Below are 500 nucleotides of genomic sequence, written 5' to 3'. Positions count from 1 at the left end.
GGCCTGACCCTGGCCCAGACCGCGGATGGCGACGGCCCCGAGACCGCCGACATGCCGCTCAGCTCGCTGCGGACCGGCTTCGTCGATTTTGGCGAGATGGCCGAACTGATGGGCGGCCGGATCGCGGCGCACGTCGCTTCGTACCTCGCTGCCGCGCCGGATGCGCAGGTCGACGTGGTCCCGCGGGAGCCTGACGCTGAGCAGCTCACCGAGATCTTCGCCATCCTCCGCCGCCAGGTCGGCCACGACTTCTCGGGGTACAAGCCCAGCACCTTCGTGCGCCGGCTGCAGCGGCGCATCAGCGTGGTCGGCGCGGCCGGGCCGGACGCCTACCTCAAGCTGCTGCGGGCCGACCCGGCCGAGGTCGGGGTGCTGTTCCGGGACCTGCTGATCGGCGTGACGAACTTCTTCCGCGACACCGCCGCCTTCGAGGCGCTGGCCACCCAGATCATCCCGAAACTATTCGACGCGCGTGCGGCGACCGATGGCGTGCGGATCTG

At 70.8% G+C, this 500-nt stretch carries 1 pseudogene; it reads left to right on the top strand.

The features are described from left to right. Positions 1 to 500: pseudogene (locus tag GWE18_RS42005) on the top strand (chemotaxis protein CheR); the annotation flags it as partial.

Origin of the sequence: Bradyrhizobium sp. CSA112 (genome assembly GCF_029051645.1) — a bacterium.
GTDB lineage: Bacteria > Pseudomonadota > Alphaproteobacteria > Rhizobiales > Xanthobacteraceae > Bradyrhizobium.
Note: the sequence above shows the minus strand (reverse complement) of the source record. Positions and strands in the feature narration are given on the sequence as shown.